Below are 19,425 nucleotides of genomic sequence, written 5' to 3'. Positions count from 1 at the left end.
CAAAGTATTGGTAAAATATAAGTACGTTCAAAAAAAATTCGGGAGATAGTGGAATAAGTTGGGAAGTGACACTAAATCTAGATACAAAGTGATGTAGAAATAGCGAACGCTACACGAATGTTTCGATCGTAACAAATTCTAAGTGCTAAAGCACTAAGAGTTGAAGGACGGACCTATAAGTGAAAGGAAGTGAGAACATGATCCAAGGTATTCCAATTGAAACGATTTATCTTTATGTTTTGATTGTTTGTGCTGTAATTGCTGTTTTACTTGTCATTTTTGGAGATATATTTGATTTTGATGGACCAATCGATCCTATGTTGTTGATTCCTTGGTTGGCTTTTACTTCGCTATTTGGTTATCTAGGAGAACGATTGTTTGAGTGGGATCATTTGCTATTATTTTTAGCAAGTGGTGTGATTGCTTCAATACTAGTTTTTTTCTTGAATTTTTATGTGCTGATGCCGATGAAAAATGCCGAAGCAACAATTTCGATTTCTGAAAAAGATATGGAAGGCAATACAGCAACTGTTATCACTCCGATTCCAGTTGGTGGAATGGGTGAGATTCAATTAAAGAGTGTCACAGGTTCGATAAGTCGACCAGCGGCTTTCTATTCGGCTCAAGATCAACCGATTGAACAAGGGGGACAAGTGCTGATCATCGAAATCAGAGAGCGTGTGTGTTATGTGGTTCCTTACAAGGGAAGTTTACAATTATAAAAAAGAAGGGGTAGAAGAGAATGGAGTTAGGAATTTTGGGACCAATTGCTCTGGTTGTATTTATCTTATTGATGTTATTGATCGTTTTTATTTCAAAATATCAAACAGCTAAACCAGATGAAGCATTGATTATTAGTGGGAGTTACTTAGGCAGTAAAAATGTTCATGCAGATGAGAGTGGTAATAAAATTAAGATTGTTCGTGGCGGAGGGGCTTTTGTACTTCCTGTTTTCCAGCGATCAAACCGGATCAGCCTACTATCAAGTAAGTTGGATGTATCAACTCCCGAGGTGTACACAGAACAAGGGGTTCCTGTAATGTGTGATGGAACATCGATCATTAAAATCGGTTCTTCAGTAGAAGAAATAGCAACAGCTGCAGAACAATTCTTAGGTAAAACACGTGAAGAATTGGAGAATGAGGCCCGTGAAGTACTAGAGGGTCATTTACGTTCGATCTTAGGTTCAATGACTGTAGAAGAAATTTATCAAAATCGTGATAAATTTAGCCAAAGCGTCCAAGAAGTTGCTAGTGTAGATTTAGCGAAAATGGGTTTGATCATCGTATCGTTCACTATCAAAGAAGTTCGCGATAAAAATGGTTATTTGGATTCTTTAGGTAAACCTAGAATTGCACAAGTAAAACGTGATGCAGATATTGCTGAAGCCGAGGCTTGGAAGGAAACACGTATCAAGAAAGCTGAAGCAGAAAAAGAATCGCAACAAGCTGAATTACAACGTCAAACAGAAATTGCTGAAGCGTCTAAAGAAAAAGAATTGAAGTTGGCTACGTATAAAGAAGCGCAAGATATCGCTAAAGCCAAAGCCGACCAAGCTTACAATCTAGAAACGGCTAAAGCCCAACAAGAAGTTATTGCCCAAGAGATGGAAGTTAAAGTCATCGAGCGTCAAAAACAAATTGAATTAGAAGAAAAAGAAATCGTTCGTCGTGAGAAACAATACGATTCGGAAGTGAAGAAAAAAGCCGATGCTGATCGTTATGCGAAAGAACAAGAAGCGTTAGCACAAAAAGCTCGCGAAGTAGCCGAAGCCGAAGCCGAACGTTTCCGTGTGGAATCCTTAGCAGAAGCGGAAGCAAACCAAACTCGACTAGCAGGTCAAGCCGAAGCTGAATCAATTTTAGCTCGCGGTGCAGCAGAAGCGGAAGCGAAACAAAAAATTGCGGACGCCTTCAAGGAATATGGCGAAGCGGCTGTCTTAAGCATGGTGATGGAAATGTTACCGCAATTGATGAAAGAAGCTGCCCAACCACTTAGCAACATTGATAAAATCTCTGTTGTCGATACAGGAGGCGGCGGTGAAAATGCAGGAGCGAACCGCATTACCAATTACGCAACGAATTTATTAGCGGGAACACAAGAAACTTTAAAAGAAACAACCGGCTTAGATGTGAAAGAATTGATTGAAAACTTCTCTAAAAAAGGAACGAACAGCAATGTGAATTTCTATGGCGAAGATTCATCTAGCGAAAAAGAATAATAAAAAGCGAGGTTGGGACAGGAGTGTTTAATCCCGAGAAATAAGAAGGAATTCACGAAAATTGCTCTTCAAATTTTTGTGAATTTCAACTTATTTCCGAAGCCTTCAAATCTTAGTGCTTTAGCACTTAGAATTTGATGTGATCGAAGCGAAGCGTAGTGATTGCTTCTGCTCCCACCGTTTATACGAATTCCTTGAGTCTGAGAGATAACTCGTAGAGTTATGTCCCAGACTCGCTTTTTCTATTTTTTATTTCCATCAGTTTTTTTTTCGACTTTAACACGTTCCTGGACTTTCTTTTTAAGCTCTTCTAATTCTTTTTCCTTCTTTGCCAGCTCAGCAAGATCTTCCTCGATTTCATGTTTTTCTTCGATTGGTTTTGGTTTGAAAAAGAAATTTAGGCCAATACCAATAAACGTACCAATGAACGTATCGATCACTCTAGATAGAGCAAAATAAAAGGACTCACCCTGTGGTATACTTAAAGAAATCAATAACAATGTTGCAATCGCAGAAATGATTCCAGAATTATTGTTCATACCATCAGAGACGACGATCACGATTATCACCAAAAAAGGCAGAAAAAATAATTCTACCATAAAATCATTAGAAAAAAGATCCTTCACTAAAAAATACACAATAGCTAAACCGCCACCTAGGGTATTTCCTAGAATCCTGGATTTACCAAAAGTCAGACTAGTTGTTAAATCTTGCCGAAGCGAAAAAACAGCGGCTAGAGCTGCAATCATCGGTGCCCCTCTATCCAATACTTTAAATAAAATAATACATATCATAACAGCTAATGCCGTTTTCAATGTCCGCATACCCAAACGAAAAGGACCGACTTCCATGAGCTTTCTCTCCTATAATCAAGATTTAATCAGTTTTCTATTTCATGATAACCGAAATAGAGGTAAAATTACTAGTATTAATACAAAGAATTAAACATTTTATGAGGAGCAAACAAATGAAAATTGGATTACGAACAGTAAAAACCGCGGTAAGTGCGACGTTGTCCATGATCGTGGCAAGTAGCTTGGGGTTATTATACCCTGCTTCAGCGGGAATCATTTCTGTATTGAGTGTGACAAATACAAAAAAAACTTCTTTATTAACAGGATTTTATCGTCTGCTTTCTTTAGCTTTGGCTACAATTATTGCGTTTCTTTGTTTTTCGATTTTAGGTTTTAATGCGATTGCATTTGGGGTTTACTTACTGTTATTTATCCCTGGAGCCGTTTACTTCAAGCTTTCAGACGGGATCGTTGTAAGTTCAGTTTTAGTGACCCAGTATTTAGTAGAAAAGGATTTATCTTGGTCGATCATTGGCAATGAGTTTTTATTGATGGCGATCGGAGTTGGTTTTGCTTTATTGATGAATCTTTATATGCCGGATACTGAAAAGCGTTTAAAAGAAGATCAAGAAGTCATTGAAACCATGTTTCGTAAAATTTTAAACAATATGGCTGCCTATCTAAATCAGCATGGTAAAGAGCGCAATCTGTTTGAAAAATGTGATGATTTAAAAGCGTTTATTCAAACAGGAGAAAATTGGGCAAAAAATCATGCGGAAAACCAATTGATTGCATCTAATCACTACTATATTGAATACTTTACCATGAGACGACTACAAAGCAATCGTTTAAAAGATATGCTGCGAATTTTAGAAAATATTACCGTTGAACCAGAACAAGTAGGCAATATTCAAGAACTATTGCAATATACTGCTGAAACATTTGCTGAAAATAACGATGGTAATGATATCTTAGATAAAATCACACAAGTGTATGAAATTTATCGCAACAAAGAACTACCTAAAACAAGAGATGAGTTTGAAAATCGAGCACAGTTATTTCAGTTTTTACAAGTATTTCAAACATTCATAGAGATTAAAGCAGAATTTGCTAAGCATCAAAATGAAAAATAGCAATGAAGAACGGAACAGTCTATTCGTCATTTATAAAGCAAATATTAAAGTTTAGTTACGGAATTTAAAAATCCTAGTATTTATAAAATCAAGGTGCTATACTTTCTTCAAGTTCAAAAAAAAGACTTTTCTCAAAATAAACACTAACAAACATTAAGTCTCTAAAAAGGTGGAACCAGAATTAATGACTGAAAAATGGCGTGAAGATCAAGAATATATGTCTTATGTGGAAGATTTGTTGGAAACCGAAGAAGTACAGCGTTTAGGTAACTATACACAGCATGTTCACTCAACTCGTTTAGATCATTCAATCAGCGTTTCTTACTTTAGTTATAAGTTAGCTAAAAAGTGGAATGGTGATGCTAGAGCAACGGCTCGTGCTGGGCTTTTACATGATTTATTCTATTACGATTGGCGGACAACGAAATTCGATGAAGGGTCGCATGCGTATATGCATCCGAGAATTGCTGTGAAAAATGCTGAAAAACTAACAGAACTTTCAGACTTAGAACGTGATATTATCATTAAACATATGTGGGGTGCAACAATTGCTCCGCCCAAATACAAAGAAAGCTATATTGTGACAATGGTTGACAAATATTGTGCCGTTAAAGAAGCATCTGAACCGATGACGAATTCGGTGAAAGCAAAATGGCGTCAATATTTTCCAAGAAAACAATCTGTATAAAAAAACGATCGATTTTCTTTTTGAAAATCGGTCGTTTTTTTGTATTTAAGTTAATGGGAAAGTTGTTGTGTTTCAATTATCTGTTCGTGCTCTAATTTTTTCAATCGCTTGATTGACTTAAAATAAGAAGCCAATAAAACGATAACAGAACCAGCCCAAGCAAGTGGTGAAGCCAATGCAGCACCGACAAATCCTAAAGAAGCGGTCAAAATAATTGCCGCAAATGAACGCATGATCAATTCCATGATTCCAGCGAGTGTTGGAATCATACTTTGACCAAGACCTTGCAAGGTATAACGCAAAATAAATAAGATTGCTAATAACCAGTACATACTACCGTTCACATTAAAGTAAGTTTGAGACAAATTAAGCACTTCCGTTTCTTTTCCACTAACGAAAAGAGTAACCAGATTCTGACCAAAAAGAATCACGATTCCTCCGGCTAATAAGCTAAAACCAATGCTCATCCCAAGACATTGATTTACACCTTGAAGAATTCGTTTGTATTTTTTTGCCCCATAATTTTGAGCAGTAAAAGTTGCCATAGCAATCCCAAAGGACATCATAGGTTGTGTTGCAAACTGTTCAATTTTTCCAGAAGCCGCTTGCGCCGCAACAACATCCGTTCCCAAACTATTTAAAGCCGCTTGTAAGATAATCGCACCAATTGCAATAATTGACGATTGAAAGGCCATGGGCAGTGCGATATTAAGATGGACACGAAATTCATCTTTATCAATTAAAAAATCTTTTTTACACAATTGAAGATTAGGAATCTTTAAGCGAATGTATATCACACACAATAGACTGGATACGATTTGCGCTGTAACAGTCGCAATACCAGCTCCGGCAACCCCCATATGAAAGTTGATGATCAAAATTAAATCAAGTACAACATTGATAATACTTGCAATGATCAAAAACAACAAAGGCGTCCGACTATCTCCTAGTGCGCGGATGACATTGGATAACAGATTAAAAGCCATAGCTGCAAAAATACCGATAAAGATAATTGAGATAAACGTCTGAGCATCGTCAATGATTTCTGGTGGTGTTTGCATAAGTTTCAACATCGGACGAACAAATAATAAGCTTACGGCCGTTAAGATAATCGTCACACCACCACTGATGAGAATGCCTGTCGCAAAACTTTTCTTGACACCACGATAATCTTGTCCACCAAAGCGTTGGGATGTTAGAATCGAAAGACCAGCCGTCAAACCTTGAGCAAAACCAATGATTAAAAAGGTAATACTTCCAGTAGAACCAACAGCTGCTAGTGCATCCTTTCCTAAAGTTTGTCCAACGATGATCATATCAGCCATATTATAAAATTGTTGAAAAATATTGCCGATTAATAAAGGGATCGTAAAGAAAAAAATCAATTTTGCGGGATTGCCATGTGTTAATTCTTTCAATGAAAACATCCTTTGATTAGGAGAGAATAATCGATAGGCAGATTTTCTCTAAAATTTAACGTCAAATGGAATAAATAGAGCAATTATAATAAAAATTTCCTATTTATAGTAGCACAATATTAGGGTTTTGCAAGTGCTTTACTACGATAGAATTATTTTTATTTCTCGTTTCTTTTAGGAAAAATTGATATAATGGAGCAACATGGTTTTGAGAAGTGGTATTATGGAATAGTTGAGATGTTTATAAGGAGTTGACTAAATGGAGAGTAAACTAAATAGGCCAGTGAAAATCAGCATTTATATGATCAAATGGCTGTTGATTACTTCATTGATTGGATTAGTCATGGGAGTGCTCTCTGCTTTTTTTCTAAAAAGTTTGGACGCTGTGACACGAATTAGATTGGAACACTCATGGTTGCTCTTTTTATTACCGATTAGTGGAGCTGTTTTTGCTTTTTTATATAAAAAATATGGGAAGAACGCAATCCGAGGTAATAATCTTGTGATCGAGCAGGCCAATGGAGAGCAGGAAAATATTCCATTTCGTTTGATTCCGTTGACCTTGTTTGGGACTATCACGACACATTTGTTCGGTGGTTCAGTTGGTCGTGAAGGAACAGCGGTTCAGATGGGTGGAACAGTTGCAAATGCAATTGGTCGCCTCTTCCGATTAGACAAAATCGAACGAGAAATCGTGATCATTAGTGGAATCAGTGCTGGGTTTAGTTCTGTTTTTGGCACACCTTTGGCAGGTACGATTTTCGGATTGGAAGTGCTTATAGTCGGTCGACTAAGATCAGAGGGGCTTTTTCCAAGTTTCTTTGCCGCTTTTTTTGCTAATAGTGTAACGGAGTTACTTGGTGTGACACATACACATTATAATATGGGGTCCATCCCAAATTGGAGCCTGTCATTATTTGCTAAATTACTGTTGGCTGGCATTTGTTTTGGTTTAGTTGGCTGGCTTTTTAGTCGTTCAATTGTGTTGCTTAAGAAAATATATGCGCGTTGGTTTGAAAATGTTGTCTTACGTAATTTTATTGGTGGAGTAGTTGTAGTAGCTGCCGTATTTATTTTGCAAACACAACGTTATTTAGGCTTAAGCCTGCCGCTATTAAAGGATGCCTTTAATGGCGATAGCTATAGGTTTGATTTTATTGGAAAACTTTTTTTTACGGTGTTATCATTAGGCGCAGGCTTTCAAGGTGGGGAAGTAACGCCTCTATTTGAAATTGGTGCAACGCTGGGAAGTAGTTTAGCCGTGATTCTTCAGCTGTCTGTTCCGTTTTTAGCTGGATTAGGCTTTATTGGTGTATTTTCTGGTGCGACGAATACACCGATTGCCTGCTTCATTATGGGCATCGAATTATTTGGTAGTGAAGCAGCTTTATTTTTCTTTATGATTTGTTTGATCAGCTATATGTGCTCGGGAAATGCTGGTATTTATTCTGCTCAAAAAGTAGAGATAGAAAAAGGGGTGTTATTTTTACCGATTTGGAATAAGTGGCAAAAAGAACATAAGGAATAACGTTTTATAGAACAATATTCTTAACCTATGATAAACTAATTAAATGAGGTGAAGACATGAAAGAGTATCAGTATCCGTTGGATTTAGATTGGACAACAGATGAAATGGTGATCGTTACCGATATGTGGTCTGCCGTTGAAGAAGCATACGAATCAGGAATCGATACCGTACGTTTTTTAAATACCTATAAAGAGTTTAAAACGGTAGTGAAAAGTATTGGGGAAGAAAAACGTTTAGGAAATGAGTTCGAAAAGGCGTCAGGTTATTCACTATACCGCACTGTTCAGCAAGCCAAAAAACAAGGCTCAGGTAAATTAAAACTAGGAGTTGTCTAAAGTGACTTCAGAAAAAATGATTATTGAAATCAAAGAATGGCTTAAAGAAGCCGCTGGATTTATACAAGTAAGCCTAACGCAGAAACTTAGAGTTTCACAAAAGTCAGGCCGAACTGATTTAGTCACAAATATCGATGAAGAAACGCAATCATTTCTTGTTAAAAAAATTAAGCAAAACTATCCAGATGATCGAATTTTAGCAGAAGAAAGAGGCTTTGACAAGATTGAGTCTTTAAACGGCCGGGTCTGGATCATTGACCCAATCGACGGTACGATGAATTTTGTACTTGAGCAAGAGAATTTTTGTATTATGCTAGCTGTTTTTGAAGATGGAATCGGTCAACTTGGCTTTATTTATGATGTAATGAAAGAGGAGTTATATTGGGGCGGTAAAAATCGGGGTGTTTTTCTTAATGATCAACCGATGGTGCGGCCAAAAGATGCTTCTTTATCTGAAGGGTTACTAGGAATGAATGCTTATATGTACGGAAAAAATATTCATTCTGCAGGAGAAATTGGTCACGCCAGTATGGGGATTAGAGTGAGCGGCTGTGCCGGGGTAGAACTAATTGCGATGCTCAAAGGCAATCATATTGGCTATATTTCGAATTTAAGTCCTTGGGACTACGCCGCAGGCTTAGTCTTAATGGATGAGTTTGGTTTTAGATATTCTAATATAGAAGGAAAACCCTTAGCATTTTCCAAGCGCGAATATTTTTTAGCAGCCACCCCAAAAGCATATACTGAAATTCAAGAACATTTTATCCAAAACAGCAAGTAGTGGTTCTTTATAGTAGTGTAGGAAGCTAAAATTTACCTAATAAAATGAACAATGGCTAAAAGAAACCATTGCTTTTTTTCTGTAAATATGTTATTTTTTCAAAAAAAGGCAATAAAATATGAAGTTTTCACAACTTTTGAAAGCTTTAGACTATATTTCATGAAAAAAATTTGTTATAATAAAAAGTCGGATTTAATGAACAAGTGACGTAAGGCAAAAGGATAAGGAGCAATTACATTGAAATACAGAGAAGATATTAGAAACGTGGCAATCATCGCCCACGTCGATCACGGTAAAACAACATTAGTAGATGAACTTTTAAAACAATCAGATACTTTAGATGGCCACACACAATTACAAGAACGTGCGATGGATTCAAATGCGATTGAAAGCGAACGTGGAATCACGATCTTAGCTAAAAATACAGCAGTTGATTACAAGGGCACTCGTATCAATATTTTAGATACACCTGGACATGCCGATTTCGGTGGTGAAGTTGAGCGTATCATGAAAATGGTAGACGGTGTCGTTTTAGTTGTGGATGCGTATGAAGGAACAATGCCTCAAACACGTTTCGTACTGAAAAAAGCATTGGAACAAAAAGTAACACCGATTGTTGTTGTAAATAAAATTGATAAACCATCAGCACGTCCTGAGCACGTTGTTGATGAAGTATTAGAATTATTTATCGAATTAGGTGCAGATGATGATCAATTAGACTTCCCAGTTATTTATGCATCAGCATTAAACGGAACGTCAAGTGATTCAGATAACCCTGAAGATCAAGAACCAACAATGGCACCTATTTTTGATCAAATCATTGAACATGTACCAGCACCAGTTGATAACTCAGACGAACCATTACAATTCCAAGTATCATTGTTAGATTACAATGATTACGTTGGCCGTATTGGTATTGGCCGTGTGTTCCGCGGAACAATGAAAGTCGGCGACCAAGTTGCCTTAATGAAATTAGATGGCAGCGTGAAGAATTTCCGTGTCACGAAAATCTTTGGTTTCTTTGGCTTACAACGTGTTGAAATCAATGAAGCAAAAGCAGGCGATTTGATTGCTGTTTCCGGTATGGAAGATATCTTCGTTGGTGAAACTGTTGCTGACGTGGCAAACCAAGAAGCTTTGCCGATTTTGCACATCGATGAACCAACATTACAAATGACATTTTTAGTAAATAACTCTCCATTTGCTGGTCGTGAAGGGAAATATGTCACTTCTCGTAAAATCGAAGAGCGTTTGATGTCTGAATTACAAACCGATGTCTCCTTACGGGTTGAACCAATTGGTCCGGATTCTTGGACGGTATCTGGTCGTGGCGAATTACATTTATCAATCTTGATTGAAAATATGCGTCGTGAAGGGTACGAATTACAAGTTTCTCGTCCTGAAGTTATCGAACGTGAGATAGAAGGTGTAAAATGTGAACCGTTTGAACGTGTTCAAATTGATACGCCAGAAGAATATATGGGTAGCGTGATCGAATCATTAAGCTTGCGCAAAGGTGAAATGCAAGATATGATCCACACTGGTAATGGTCAAATCCGTTTGATCTTCTTAGCACCCGCTCGTGGTTTGATCGGTTATACAACTGAATTCTTATCAATGACTCGCGGATATGGTATCATGCACCATACCTTTGACCAATATCTACCAATGATCCAAGGAACAATCGGCGGACGTCATCAAGGTGCGTTGGTTTCAATCGATACAGGTAAAGCCACAACTTACAGTATCATGAGTATTGAAGAACGTGGAACTGTCTTTGTAGAACCTACAACTGACGTTTATGAAGGCATGATCATCGGTGAAAATAACCGGGATAATGATTTAACTGTAAATATCACAAGAGCAAAACAAATGACTAACGTTCGTTCTGCTAACAAAGATCAAACTTCAGTAATCAAAAAAGCAAAAATCCTTACATTAGAAGAATCCTTAGAATTCTTGAATGATGATGAATATTGTGAAGTAACACCGGAAAGCATTCGTTTAAGAAAGCAAATTCTTAATAAAAACGAACGTGAAAAAGCAAGTAAAAAGAGAAAAGTAGCCGAATAAACAATTAAACTGGGATGTAACTCACAGAGTTATGTGCCAGTTTTTTTATTTAATGTGGATAACTTTTGCAGAATCTGTTAAAAAAATGCGTATCTTATTATAGAAACCTTGGTAAATAGAGTTTTTAATTATTAATATAAAGAGTTGTATGTTTCACATAAATCAAATTGTTTCACGGACAGGAAAAAATCCTCCCTTGAATTGCCCTATGACGCATGCTAAAATAACAAGCATACACAAAGAACGGAGAGAATTTCATGATTGACATCAAAGGTTTACTAAAAGAAAAATTTGGATACGATGAATTTCGTCAAGGACAAGAAGAAATTATCAATCATGTTTTACATAAAGAAAATGTTTTAGGTATCATGCCGACAGGTGGAGGTAAGTCGATTTGTTATCAGTTACCAGCCCTTCTGTTAGAAAATCTGACTTTAGTGATTTCTCCTTTGATTTCTTTAATGAAAGATCAGGTTGATGCACTTAATATGATGGGGATTCCAGCTACATTCATCAATAGTACAATTTCACAGTTGGAAATGAATAAACGTGTTCAAATGGCTGTTAATCGTGAGGTAAAGCTACTGTACATTGCACCAGAACGCTTGGAATCTTTTGATTTTCAGCAATTGCTATTACATGTACCGATTGATTTATTAGCAGTTGATGAAGCCCACTGTATTTCTCAATGGGGGCACGATTTTCGCCCAAGTTATTTACGTTTAGCTGAGATTATTGAACACTTTCAGCAGCAGCCTTCAGTTATTGCGCTTACAGCCACTGCGACTCCACAAGTAGCAGAAGACATCCTGAAACAGTTGCATATCCCAAAAGAAAATCAAGTACAGACTGGTTTTGCTCGGGAGAATTTGTCTTTTCAAGTTGTTAAAGACCAAAATCGAGATGTTTTCCTTCTAGAGTATTTAAAGTTGAATCAAGGACAATCTGGTATTGTTTATGCCAGTACTAGAAAAGAAGTTGAGCGGATTTATCATTTATTACAGAGTAAAAAAATCACTGTCGGTATGTATCATGGCGGCATGAATGAGAAGGATCGCAATCATAATCAAGAAGAGTTTTTATTCGATAAGCTTCAAGTAATGGTTGCGACCAATGCATTTGGCATGGGCATTAATAAAAGTAATGTTCGATTTGTTATCCATGCGCAGATTCCTGGGAATATTGAGTCGTATTATCAAGAAGCAGGACGTGCGGGACGAGATGGACTGCCAAGTGATGCTGTTTTACTATATGCACCTCAAGATCTTCAAATTCAACAATTTTTTATTGATCAGTCAGAAATGACGATTGATTACAAGCAAAAAGAATATATGAAATTAAGAGAAATGTCACAATATGCAAGTGCCCAAATGTGTTTACAAAAATTTATTTTGCGCTATTTTGGTGAAAACGGTTCTGAGTGTGGACGATGTTCTAATTGTTTAGATGAGCGGGAACTGGTAGATATCACAGTAGATGTTCAGAAAGTTTTATCGTGTGTCAAACGGATGGGAGAAAAATTTGGTAAAGGCTTAGTTGGTAAAGTATTAACAGGTTCAAAAGATCAAAAGATTGATCAATGGCATTTCCATCGCTTGCCGACCTACGGCTTGATGAAAGATCGCACACAAAAGGAAGTCAATCAATTGATTGATTACCTAACGGCTGAAAGATATTTAAATCCTTCAGATGGACAATATCCATTGTTATCTGTTTCGCCCACGGGTGTTCAAGTGTTATTAGGGAAACAGACGGTATTTAGAAAAGAAGATCAACGAGTTCGTAAAGTTGTTGTCAATGATATTCTTTTTGAAACATTGCGAGAACTACGAATGGACTTAGCTCAAGAAGCAGGTGTACCGCCATACTTGATTTTCTCAGATAGTACTTTAAAGGAAATGTGTGAAAAACTTCCGAAAAATTCTATTCAATTATTACAAGTGAAAGGTGTCGGACAAAACAAATTAGATAAGTATGGTGAAAAATTCTTAGCAGCCATTGAAAAATTTGAATACAATGAAGAAGAAAAAAAGGCTATTACTTAGAAGGTATTCAATACAGATGGATTTAAGGGGCTGGGATATAACTCAAAGAGTTATATCCCAGCCCCTTAAATCCGAATAAACGGTAGTGATAAAGCAGTTACTTTGGAATAAGCCTAAAATTCTCGAAGCAAGGTACTTTTGTCAGGATTACTTTATTTAGGATAAACGGCAAAACGTCCATCCTTCAATGGAATGATTTGAATTGGTTCAGCATAAAAATCTGCAAATGTCTCTTCGTTAAAAAGTTTAGACTGTGTTCCTTTCGCGAAAATTTCACCCTCTTTTAGCAGCATCAAATGATTGAAACACGGCAGAATTTCCTCAGTATGATGAGTAACATAAAGCAATGTTGGGTGATTGTCTTGTTCGGCAATCTGCTGGATTTGAGTCAATAATTTTTCTCTAGCAAATAAATCCAAACCGTTGCAAGGTTCATCTAAAATTAATAGTTCTGGATTCGCCATCAAAGCTCTAGAAATCAAAACCAATTGACGTTCCCCTTGAGATAAAACTTCATATTTTTTACCGATCAAGGATTCGCCGCCAGCATTTTTTAGAATTGCTTTGGCTTGATCTAGTTCTTCTTGGGTATAGTGTTGATAGATGCCGATACTTGCAAATTTTCCTGAAAGAACAATTTTTTCTGCCGATTCCCAATTTTTCATACGGTACTGTAAAGCAGTACTGACCCAACCGATTCGTTTTTGCAACTCTGGAATAGAAGCCTGACCAAACACTTGGTCTAAAACTGCCAAACGACCTTTCGATGGCCAAAGATAGCCACAAATCAATTGTAAAAGTAATGTTTTCCCAGCACCATTTAATCCAAGAATTGCCCAGTTTTCAGAAGATTCTACTGTCCAACTTACGTTATTTAACAGGCTTTTTTTATCTCGAATAAAAGAAACATTATTAAATTCAAAAGCTTTCATACTAACTCCTCCTTTGCTTTATTTTACCATTAATAAACAAGAATAGAATAGTGAGGCTTAAAAAAATGAAAGAAGAAAACACTGTCAAGAAAATTTCATTGACAAAGCTTTCAAAGCCTTGTATAATTGCTTTTGTTGCGTTATGAGGTGATGAATATGAAATGGTCTTTACTAGAGTTAAACAAATACAAAGATGAACCATGTGAATTTTCAGAGACACTGGATTTAAAAGCGTCCTTGATGAAAAGAGATAATCTGATTCTAGATGTTAGTCCTGTAAAAGCAACAGGGATTTTAACAGTTGGTAAAGAAGAGTATTTGCTTCATTATAGAATTGATGTTATTGTAACAGTCCCATCTTCACGTTCCTTAACACCTGTTCCATTAAAGCTAATGATTGATGTTGATGAAGTTTTCATGACTCCTGAACAGTATCAGCAAAAAGATGGACGTTTGGCGGATGAAGAGATCATCTTGTTGGAAAAACCAACAATTGATTTAGATGAGTCAGTCGAAGATAACATTCTTTTGTCAATTCCGATCCAAGTACTGTCAGACGAAGAACAAGCCAATCAAGATATGCCAAAAGGGCATGATTGGGAAGTTTTATCAGAAGAAGAATACGAACAGAAAAGACAAATAGAAGCACAACAAACAACGGATCCTCGTCTTGCTAAACTATCTGAATTATTCGGTGAAACGACTGAAGAGGAAGATAAGCAGTAAGATTGGAATATATCGTGCATTTTATGCACACATCTTTACAAGGAGGTGGAACACCAATGGCAGTACCAGCTAGAAGAACTTCAAAAGCTAAAAAGGGCAAACGCCGTACTCATTACAAATTAACAATCAAAGGTTTGAATGCATGTTCAAATTGTGGTGAAATGAGAAAGAGCCATCACGTATGTCCAGCATGTGGACATTACGATGGAAAAGACGTAATCTCTAAAGAAGCATAAAACATTTTTTGAAAATGTTAAAATCCCCTAGGCTAACCATGGAGCCTAGGGGATTTATTTTTTGTTAGGATTCTCTAATTAGAGTGACAACTATCTGTAATTGTCTAAATTCAATCAAATAAACAAGAATAAATAAAATTAATGGAACTATTTTGTTTTCATATCAAGCATTCTACGTTATAATGATGTAGATTATAAGGAATTTCTAATGAACTTCTTTTCAAAGTTAGTGGGAGGATACAAGATGACAAAACAACAATTTGGCGTAGTCGGAATGGCCGTAATGGGAAAAAATTTAGCCTTAAATATCGAAAGCAGAGGGTACACAGTAGCTTTATTCAATCGTACGGGTTCAAAAACAACGGATGTTGTTGAAGAACATCCAAATAAAAATTTTAAAGCGACTTATACAATTGAAGAGTTTGTAGCCTCTATTGAAAAACCACGCCGCATTATGCTGATGGTTCAAGCTGGTTTTGCTACAGATGCAACGATTCAAGAGTTATTGCCTCATTTAGATAAAGGAGATATCTTGATCGATGGTGGGAATACTTTCTTTAAAGATACGATTCGTAGAAATGAAGAGTTAGCTAACTCAGGCATCAACTTTATTGGAACAGGTGTTTCCGGTGGTGAAGAAGGCGCATTAAAAGGACCTTCAATCATGCCTGGTGGTCAAAAAGAAGCCTATGAATTAGTTGCGCCAATTTTAGAGAAAATTTCAGCTAAGGCCGAGGATGGCGAATCTTGTGTTACCTATATTGGTCCAAATGGTGCGGGTCACTATGTTAAAATGGTGCATAATGGAATCGAATATGGAGACATGCAACTAATTGCTGAGTCGTATGACTTAATGAAAAATATTCTAGGCGTTTCAGTTGATGAAATGGCTGAAATTTTCAAAGAATGGAATCATGGCGAACTTGATAGTTATCTTGTAGAAATTACAGCGGATATCTTAACTCGTAAAGATGATGAAGGAACGGGGAAACCCATCGTTGATGTTATTATGGACGCTGCTGGTAATAAAGGAACAGGTAAATGGACAAGTCAAAGTGCTTTGGATTTAGGTGTACCATTACCATTGATCACAGAATCTGTATTTGCTCGTTTTATTTCTGCGTATAAGGATGAACGTGTGAAAGCAAGCAAAGTTTTAGCGAAACCTGAAGCACCAGCCTATCAAGGGGATAAAAAAGAATTGATCGAAAAAATTCGAGAAGCCCTTTACTTCAGTAAAATCATGAGTTATGCGCAAGGATTCGCTCAACTACGTGTCGCTTCAGAAGATTATGAGTGGGACTTACCGTTTGGTCAAATCGCTAAAATTTGGCGTGCAGGTTGTATCATTCGTGCTCAGTTCTTACAAAAAATCACAGACGCATACGATAAAAATCCAACCATCGAGAACTTACTATTAGATGAGTACTTCATTGATATTACAAAAAAATATCAACAATCTGTCCGTGATGTTGTATCGATTGCTGTTCAAGCAGGTGTTCCAGTTCCAACATTTGCTTCAGCGATTGCTTATTATGATTCATACCGTTCAGAGCGTTTGCCAGCAAATCTAATTCAGGCTCAAAGAGATTACTTTGGCGCCCACACATATCAACGTGTTGATAAAGAAGGAACTTACCACTATAGTTGGTATAACGAAGAATAATATGTTGGAAAACCATGGGATTCAAATAAATTCTCATGGTTTTCTCTCTGCTATTGTGAAATATAGGTTGTTACTAGCTTTTTGGAGTGAAAGTGGGTATAATAGGTAAGCTTTAAGATAGCTTTTAAAGAGAAAGGACAAATAACCAATGAGTAATATTCTAATTATTGAAGATGAAAAAAACTTAGCGCGTTTTGTAGAACTGGAACTGAAACATGAGGGCTATACTACGGAAGTTCATTACAACGGACGCACTGGTTTGGAAGCGGCTTTAAATAATGATTGGGATGCTATCCTTTTAGATTTGATGTTGCCTGAGTTGAATGGGCTTGAAGTTTGTCGACGTGTACGTCAAGTGAAAAACACACCAATCATTATGATGACTGCACGTGATTCTGTGATCGATCGAGTTTCTGGCTTGGATCATGGGGCAGACGATTATATTGTTAAACCATTTGCAATAGAAGAGTTACTAGCACGTTTGCGTGCATTACTTCGTCGAATTGATATCGAAGGGGATAAAAATGTAGCGAAACAAACAACTATTACATATCGTGATTTAACGATTGAGAAAGAAAATCGAGTTGTTCGTCGTAATTCTGAGATGATTGAACTAACGAAACGTGAATATGAATTATTATTAACGTTAATGGAAAATGTAAATGTTGTGTTGGCTCGTGATGTGTTACTTAATAAAGTTTGGGGTTATGAGACAGAAGTTGAAACCAACGTTGTTGATGTTTATATCCGCTACTTACGTAATAAAATCGATGTTCCAGGTGAAGAGAGCTACATCCAAACTGTTCGTGGAACAGGTTATGTGATGCGCTCGTGAAAACAATAAAAATGAAAAAAGTAGCACAAAAAGAACTGAAGGGGCCTTCCTTGACAATCAAGTGGGCCTCTGCAAGTTCTTTCTTCATATTTGTGGTATTCACAATTTTTGCAGTGATTACATATAAATCCTCCGTTAATCTTATTGTTGAAAAAGAACGTGAGAATGCAGAACGAACCGTTGCTGAAGTTGGTAATCGTTTAGCTAATGCAAAAGAGAATTTAACAGTTTCAGATGTCTATGACAAATTGAAATCACCTAGTGTGGACGAAAATGATTTGAACAGTAAAAAACTTACTGTAGAAGGTTCGTTGATGGAAATGGATAGTATGATTTCTGAATTAGGACAGCCGGCTTTATTTTTATCCATTTATGATACAAAAGGAACGTTGATCTTCGAGACGCAAAGGGTACAAAGTCAACTAATAAAAAAGGAAAAGCAAGATGCTGAAATCAGAACACTTGATGATAAGACAGGTTTTTTGATTATTCAACCGGTCTACTCGAAAGAAAATAGAGAAAAGGTCGGATATATACAAGGCTTTTATGAATTGTCATCATTTTATGAAATTAGAAATCGACTTTTACTCACACTAATTGTTTTAGAGGTCATTTCATTGATCTTAAGTAGTATATTAGGCTTTATTTTGTCATCATACTTTTTAAAACCATTAAAAGTTTTACGTGATACAATGGATACGATTAGAAAAGATCCGCAGTCCGACATTCATATGCCGAATATTCATTCTAATGATGAGTTAGCAGATCTTGCGGAAATCTTTAATGAAATGTTGGATCGGATGAGACGATATATTGAGCAGCAAGAGCAATTTGTGGAAGATGTTTCTCATGAACTTCGTACGCCAGTTGCGATTATAGAAGGACACTTGAACTTGCTGAATCGCTGGGGGAAAGAAGATCCAGAAGTACTAGATGAATCTTTGGAAGCAAGTTTACAAGAGATTGTACGTATGAAGAGCCTTGTTCAAGAAATGCTGGACCTCTCTCGAGCAGAACAGGTAGATGTTCAATATTCAAATCATACAACAAATGCGAAGCAAGTTGTTTATCAAGTATTTAATAACTTTAAAATCTTATATCCAGATTTTGTTATTACATTAGATGATGATCTTTTACATGAAGTAACGCTTGGAATTTATCGCAATCACTTTGAGCAACTATTGATCGTTATCTTAGATAATGCAGTAAAATATTCAACCAGTCGAAAAGAAGTTCATATTTCTATTTCAAAAACATTAAATGAATTTGAAATTGCTATTCAAGACTTCGGTGAAGGAATTCCAGAAGAAGATTTAGATAAAATTTTTAATCGTTTTTATCGAGTAGATAAAGCACGTGCCCGCAATAAAGGCGGAAATGGTTTAGGGTTATCGATTGCTAAACAATTAGTAGAAAACTATAAAGGAAGAATAGATGCTGAAAGTGTTGTTCATCAGGGGACGATTTTTAGAATTTATATCCCAATAGTAGAAAAAAATGAAATAGTAGAGTAGGAGCAAAAGACTCCTATTCTTTTTTCTATATTTAAACGAATAATCTGTGTGCTATAGCGAAAAATGATATAGAAAAAACGAATACTAAAATGAAGTATAAGTAATTTGTTCGCAATGAAAAAAAAGAATCAAAATTAGTTATTTTATAGTTGCATTTTATGATAAGTATTGTTATATTTATAAATGTTCTGATGATTGTTTTTTGGTGAAATGAACTAACAAAAAAATATCTTATTTTTCTTCTTGACGAATGGATTGCAATCATGATAGAATAACAAAGTTGTTAATTCAAAACAGCTAAAATATCTTGAGAAATCAGGAAAATACTTGTTGACAAATAACAACAAACCTGATAAACTAATGAAGTTGTCGGCGAAACATTCGATAACATCAAGCAGAAAAAACTTTGAAACTTTTGAAGAAAAGTGTTGACATCAAATCAAAGATTTGATATGATATAAAAGTTGCTGCGAGGTAACACAGTAGACCTTTGAAAACTG

The 19,425-nt window shown here is 36.3% G+C and carries 17 protein-coding genes; 14 read left to right on the top strand and 3 right to left on the bottom strand.

The features are described 5' to 3' along the window. The first annotated feature begins 197 nt into the window (after nt 1-197). Together BCR24_RS00085 and BCR24_RS00080 are read left to right on the top strand one after the other, a co-directional pair. Nucleotides 198-722 (top strand): NfeD family membrane protein, encoded by a 525-nt coding sequence (locus tag BCR24_RS00085; protein WP_069638526.1) that lies wholly within the window; start codon nt 198-200, stop codon nt 720-722. A 20-nt stretch (nt 723-742) separates the two neighbouring features. Then, complete coding sequence (locus BCR24_RS00080) at nt 743-2,221, top strand: flotillin lipid rafts scaffold protein FloT (RefSeq protein ID WP_069638525.1); 1,479 nt, start codon at nt 743-745, stop codon at nt 2,219-2,221. Between the two features lie 242 nt (nt 2,222-2,463). Here the strand turns inward: BCR24_RS00080 and BCR24_RS00075 are convergent, their stop codons facing one another. Continuing rightward, nucleotides 2,464-3,072, bottom strand: coding sequence for an FUSC family protein (locus BCR24_RS00075; RefSeq protein ID WP_069638524.1), 609 nt, complete (start codon nt 3,070-3,072; stop codon nt 2,464-2,466). Nucleotides 3,073-3,188: 116 nt separating this feature from the next. Between BCR24_RS00075 and BCR24_RS00070 the strand changes: the two genes are divergently transcribed. Together BCR24_RS00070 and BCR24_RS00065 are read left to right on the top strand one after the other, a co-directional pair. After that, the gene (locus BCR24_RS00070; RefSeq protein WP_069638523.1) at nt 3,189-4,148 is read left to right on the top strand and encodes an aromatic acid exporter family protein; all 960 of its coding nucleotides are present in this window, start codon (nt 3,189-3,191) and stop codon (nt 4,146-4,148) included. Between the two features lie 184 nt (nt 4,149-4,332). Beyond that, on the top strand, nt 4,333-4,836 hold the full coding sequence (locus tag BCR24_RS00065) for an HD domain-containing protein (RefSeq protein WP_069638522.1): 504 nt from the start codon (nt 4,333-4,335) through the stop codon (nt 4,834-4,836). 50 nt (nt 4,837-4,886) lie between these two features. Here BCR24_RS00065 and BCR24_RS00060 read toward each other — a convergent pair whose 3' ends face one another. After that, a complete protein-coding gene (locus BCR24_RS00060; protein WP_069638521.1) occupies nt 4,887-6,254 on the bottom strand; it encodes an MATE family efflux transporter in 1,368 nt (455 codons plus the stop codon). A 259-nt stretch (nt 6,255-6,513) separates the two neighbouring features. Here BCR24_RS00060 and BCR24_RS00055 point away from each other — a divergent pair, with 259 nt between their 5' ends. The 5 genes from BCR24_RS00055 to recQ all read left to right on the top strand — a co-directional run bounded on the left by BCR24_RS00055 (nt 6,514) and on the right by recQ (nt 13,016). Then, nucleotides 6,514-7,782 (top strand): voltage-gated chloride channel family protein, encoded by a 1,269-nt coding sequence (locus BCR24_RS00055; protein ID WP_069638520.1) that lies wholly within the window; start codon nt 6,514-6,516, stop codon nt 7,780-7,782. Nucleotides 7,783-7,838: 56 nt separating this feature from the next. Next, nucleotides 7,839-8,117 carry a UPF0223 family protein gene (locus tag BCR24_RS00050; protein WP_069638519.1) on the top strand — a complete coding sequence of 93 codons (279 nt, stop codon included), beginning with the start codon at nt 7,839-7,841 and terminating at the stop codon, nt 8,115-8,117. 16 nt (nt 8,118-8,133) lie between these two features. Beyond that, nucleotides 8,134-8,898, top strand: coding sequence for an inositol monophosphatase family protein (locus tag BCR24_RS00045; protein ID WP_069638821.1), 765 nt, complete (start codon nt 8,134-8,136; stop codon nt 8,896-8,898). 237 nt (nt 8,899-9,135) lie between these two features. Continuing rightward, nucleotides 9,136-10,971 (top strand): translational GTPase TypA, encoded by a 1,836-nt coding sequence (gene typA, locus BCR24_RS00040; RefSeq protein WP_069638518.1) that lies wholly within the window; start codon nt 9,136-9,138, stop codon nt 10,969-10,971. Nucleotides 10,972-11,228: 257 nt separating this feature from the next. Further along, a complete protein-coding gene (recQ, locus tag BCR24_RS00035; RefSeq protein WP_069638517.1) occupies nt 11,229-13,016 on the top strand; it encodes a DNA helicase RecQ in 1,788 nt (595 codons plus the stop codon). Nucleotides 13,017-13,168: 152 nt separating this feature from the next. Here the strand turns inward: recQ and BCR24_RS00030 are convergent, their stop codons facing one another. Further along, a complete protein-coding gene (locus BCR24_RS00030) occupies nt 13,169-13,948 on the bottom strand; it encodes an ABC transporter ATP-binding protein (RefSeq protein WP_069638516.1) in 780 nt (259 codons plus the stop codon). 156 nt (nt 13,949-14,104) lie between these two features. Between BCR24_RS00030 and BCR24_RS00025 the strand changes: the two genes are divergently transcribed. The 5 genes from BCR24_RS00025 (at nt 14,105) to BCR24_RS00005 (ending at nt 18,925) form a co-directional block, all read left to right on the top strand. Further along, nucleotides 14,105-14,674, top strand: a complete 570-nt coding sequence (locus tag BCR24_RS00025) for a YceD family protein (RefSeq protein WP_069638515.1) — start codon at nt 14,105-14,107, stop codon at nt 14,672-14,674. A gap of 56 nt (nt 14,675-14,730) precedes the next feature. After that, nucleotides 14,731-14,910, top strand: coding sequence for a 50S ribosomal protein L32 (rpmF, locus tag BCR24_RS00020; protein WP_010763436.1), 180 nt, complete (start codon nt 14,731-14,733; stop codon nt 14,908-14,910). 244 nt (nt 14,911-15,154) lie between these two features. Next, nucleotides 15,155-16,576 (top strand): NADP-dependent phosphogluconate dehydrogenase, encoded by a 1,422-nt coding sequence (gene gndA, locus BCR24_RS00015; RefSeq protein WP_069638514.1) that lies wholly within the window; start codon nt 15,155-15,157, stop codon nt 16,574-16,576. Nucleotides 16,577-16,724: 148 nt separating this feature from the next. Next, nucleotides 16,725-17,411 (top strand): response regulator transcription factor, encoded by a 687-nt coding sequence (locus BCR24_RS00010; RefSeq protein ID WP_010765234.1) that lies wholly within the window; start codon nt 16,725-16,727, stop codon nt 17,409-17,411. 11 nt (nt 17,412-17,422) lie between these two features. Then, a complete protein-coding gene (locus BCR24_RS00005; RefSeq protein WP_069638820.1) occupies nt 17,423-18,925 on the top strand; it encodes a sensor histidine kinase in 1,503 nt (500 codons plus the stop codon). Nucleotides 18,926-19,425: the final 500 nt, after the last annotated feature.

This window comes from Enterococcus ureilyticus, assembly GCF_001730315.1.
GTDB classification, from domain to species: Bacteria; Bacillota; Bacilli; order Lactobacillales; family Enterococcaceae; genus Enterococcus_L; species Enterococcus_L ureilyticus.
The sequence above is the reverse complement of the archived record's forward strand: the minus strand, read 5'-3'. Positions and strand labels throughout refer to the sequence as shown.

Bases quoted from the DNA above. Each gene is read 5' to 3' on its own strand.
- BCR24_RS00085 (WP_069638526.1), top strand. From the start codon at position 198: ATGATCCAAGGTATTCCAATTGAAACGATTTATCTTTATGTTTTGATT.
- BCR24_RS00080 (WP_069638525.1), top strand. From the start codon at position 743: ATGGAGTTAGGAATTTTGGGACCAATTGCTCTGGTTGTATTTATCTTA.
- BCR24_RS00075 (WP_069638524.1), bottom strand. From the start codon at position 3,072: ATGGAAGTCGGTCCTTTTCGTTTGGGTATGCGGACATTGAAAACGGCA.
- BCR24_RS00070 (WP_069638523.1), top strand. From the start codon at position 3,189: ATGAAAATTGGATTACGAACAGTAAAAACCGCGGTAAGTGCGACGTTG.
- BCR24_RS00065 (WP_069638522.1), top strand. From the start codon at position 4,333: ATGACTGAAAAATGGCGTGAAGATCAAGAATATATGTCTTATGTGGAA.
- BCR24_RS00055 (WP_069638520.1), top strand. From the start codon at position 6,514: ATGGAGAGTAAACTAAATAGGCCAGTGAAAATCAGCATTTATATGATC.
- BCR24_RS00050 (WP_069638519.1), top strand. From the start codon at position 7,839: ATGAAAGAGTATCAGTATCCGTTGGATTTAGATTGGACAACAGATGAA.
- BCR24_RS00045 (WP_069638821.1), top strand. From the start codon at position 8,134: ATGATTATTGAAATCAAAGAATGGCTTAAAGAAGCCGCTGGATTTATA.
- recQ (WP_069638517.1), top strand. From the start codon at position 11,229: ATGATTGACATCAAAGGTTTACTAAAAGAAAAATTTGGATACGATGAA.
- BCR24_RS00030 (WP_069638516.1), bottom strand. From the start codon at position 13,948: ATGAAAGCTTTTGAATTTAATAATGTTTCTTTTATTCGAGATAAAAAA.
- BCR24_RS00025 (WP_069638515.1), top strand. From the start codon at position 14,105: ATGAAATGGTCTTTACTAGAGTTAAACAAATACAAAGATGAACCATGT.
- rpmF (WP_010763436.1), top strand. From the start codon at position 14,731: ATGGCAGTACCAGCTAGAAGAACTTCAAAAGCTAAAAAGGGCAAACGC.
- gndA (WP_069638514.1), top strand. From the start codon at position 15,155: ATGACAAAACAACAATTTGGCGTAGTCGGAATGGCCGTAATGGGAAAA.
- BCR24_RS00010 (WP_010765234.1), top strand. From the start codon at position 16,725: ATGAGTAATATTCTAATTATTGAAGATGAAAAAAACTTAGCGCGTTTT.
- BCR24_RS00005 (WP_069638820.1), top strand. From the start codon at position 17,423: ATGAAAAAAGTAGCACAAAAAGAACTGAAGGGGCCTTCCTTGACAATC.